The organism is Amycolatopsis marina (assembly GCF_900111885.1).
GTDB lineage: Bacteria > Actinomycetota > Actinomycetes > Mycobacteriales > Pseudonocardiaceae > Amycolatopsis > Amycolatopsis marina.
Genome location: NZ_FOKG01000052.1, coordinates 1 through 2509, shown reverse-complemented (window position 1 = coordinate 2509; position 2509 = coordinate 1). Strand labels below are relative to the sequence as shown.

The window sequence follows — 2509 nt, the reverse complement described above, 5'->3', positions numbered from 1 at the left end:
GTGGCCAGCCGGGTCGCGAGTTCGGCCATGTCCGCGGCGCCGTCCCGGCCCACGTAGTCCACGCACAGGTCCAGCAGATGGGCCCCGTCCCTGGTCTGTGCCTTCGCGATCTCCACGCAGTCGTCGATGCGCCCTTCCAGCATCGCCTCACGAAACGCCTTCGACCCGTTGGCGTTGGTCCGCTCCCCGATCACCAGCACACTGGCGTCCTGGGCGAACGGCACGGCCTGGTACAGCGACGACACGCCCGGCTCCGGCCGTGGGTCGCGCGGCTTCGGCCGCAGGTCGGCGACGGCCTCGGCCAACTGCCGGATGTGCTCGTCGGTCGTGCCGCAGCAGCCCCCGACCAGCCCGACACCGAACTCCCTGACGAACCCGCTCAGCGCATCGGCGAGCCCCTCTGGCCCCAGTGGGTACACCGCTCCGTTCGGGCCCAGTTCGGGCAGCCCCGCGTTCGGCATGACCGACAGCGGGACACGAGCCTGCTGGGACAACTGGCGCAGGTGCTCGCTCATCTCGGCGGGACCGGTCGCGCAGTTCAGGCCGATGACGTCGACGCCCAGTGGTTCCAGTGCGGCCAGTGCCGCACCCACCTCGGTGCCCAGCAGCATCGTGCCGGTGGTCTCCACGGTGATCGACGCGATCACCGGCACCCGCCGGCCAGCGGCGGTCATCGCCCGGTGCGCGCCGATGATCGAGGCCTTCGTCTGCAGGATGTCCTGAGTCGTCTCGACCAGGACCGCGTCCACGCCACCCGCGAGCAAGCCGCGGACCTCCTCGGCGTAGGCGTCCCGCAGCGTCGCGAAGGGGGCGTGGCCCAGCGTCGGCAGCTTCGTTCCGGGCCCGACAGACCCCAGCACGAACCGGGGCCGCTCGGGTGTGGCGAACTCGTCGGCGACCTCCCTGGCCAGCCGCGCCCCCGACTCGGAGAGTTCGTGGATTCGATCGGCGATGTCGTACTCGGCCAGATTGGCGAAGTTCGCGCCGAACGTGTTCGTCTCGATCGCGTCCGCCCCCGCCGCGAGGTAACCGCGGTGGATTCCCCGCACCACGTCGGGTCGGGTGACGTTCAGGATCTCGTTGCAACCCTCGAGTCCGGCGAAGTCGTCGAGGGACAGATCGTGGGCCTGCAGGGCGGTCCCCATCGCACCGTCGGCCACCACAACGCGGGAGGAGAGTGCGTCGAGCAGTGGTGACGGAGTGCGTTCAGGCATGGGTACCAGAGTACGGTCTCCGGCCGGACAGTCGTTGGTCGTAGGCTGGCAGGTGTGAGCAAGCCCCCCTACGAGACCCCAGCCAACGAGCCGGACCCGGCGCGCGAGCATTCCGCACGCGAAGCGGAGCTTGCGGAGCGAGGCGACCAGCCTGGGGCGAGCGTTCCCCCAGGCGAAACGCCGCCGGCCGACGGCGAGCAGGCCGAAGCTGCCGACACCGCCGGCACCGGCAAGTCCGACGACCTCGGCGACTCCGCCGAATTTGCTGGTGACGAGCGCGACAGCGACACCGAGGGCGCCGAGACCGGCGACCCCAAGCCGGTGATGGTGGTGGCCTTCGAGGGCTGGAACGACGCGGGAGACGCGGCCAGCACGGCCATCGAGCATCTCCAGCTCAACTGGGATGCCTCGCCGCTGGCCGAACTCGATCCGGACGACTACTACGACTTCCAGGTGAGCAGGCCGACAGTCCGCATGGTGGACGGGGTCACTCGCAGGGTCGAGTGGCCGACGACGCGACTGGTGATCTGTCATCCGCAGGGGTATGACCGCGAGGTCGTCCTGGTGCAGGGGCCCGAGCCGAACATGCGTTGGCGTGCGTTCTGCGCGGAACTGCTCGATCATGTGGAGAAGCTGCAGATCTCCACCGTGGTGACGCTGGGAGCCCTGCTGGCCGACACGGCGCACACCCGCCCGGTCCCGGTCACGGGCACCGCGTTCGACGCGCAGGCCGCCGCGCGGTACGGCCTGGAGCGCAACCGCTACCAGGGCCCGACGGGCATCGTGGGTGTGTTCCAGGACGCCTGCGTGCGGGCGGGCATCCCGGCGGTCTCGGTGTGGGCCGCGGTGCCGCACTACGTGTCCCACCCGCCGTCACCGAAGGCGACCCTGGCGCTGCTGCACAAGCTGGAGGACGTACTCGACGTCGAGATTCCGCTGGGCGCGCTGCCCGAGCAGGCGGAGGAGTGGCAGCGCACGGTCAGTGAGATGGCCGACGAGGACGAGGAGATCAGCGACTACGTCCGCTCCCTGGAGGAGCGCGGCGACGCCGAGATCACCCTCGACGAGAACAGTGGCGACAAGATCGCCGCCGAATTCGAGCGCTACCTGCGCCGCCGTCGCCCGGACGGCCCCGGCTAGGGACGGCAACGTCCCCAATTAATGTGGCATTGGGGACGTTGAAGTTCCCCAATGCCACATTGAGGTTTTCTCAGTAGCGGCCGTGGTGTTCGTGGTGGGTGAGGACGAGGGCTGCTTGGGTGATGGTGCCGATGTGGGTGGGGCTGAGGGTGATG

Annotated in this window: 2 protein-coding genes; one reads left to right on the top strand and one right to left on the bottom strand. The window is 69.6% G+C overall.

Annotated features, from left to right (window positions below):
- Nucleotides 1–1214: homocysteine S-methyltransferase family protein (locus BM199_RS33075; RefSeq protein WP_177242902.1), on the bottom strand; the 1214-nt coding region annotated here is incomplete at its 3' end.
- A gap of 324 nt (nucleotides 1215–1538) precedes the next feature.
- Between BM199_RS33075 and BM199_RS33070 the strand changes: the two genes are divergently transcribed.
- Entirely contained in the window at nucleotides 1539–2354 is an 816-nt protein-coding gene (locus BM199_RS33070) for a PAC2 family protein (protein WP_091680107.1), read from the top strand.
- The last annotated feature ends 155 nt before the right edge of the window (nucleotides 2355–2509 follow it).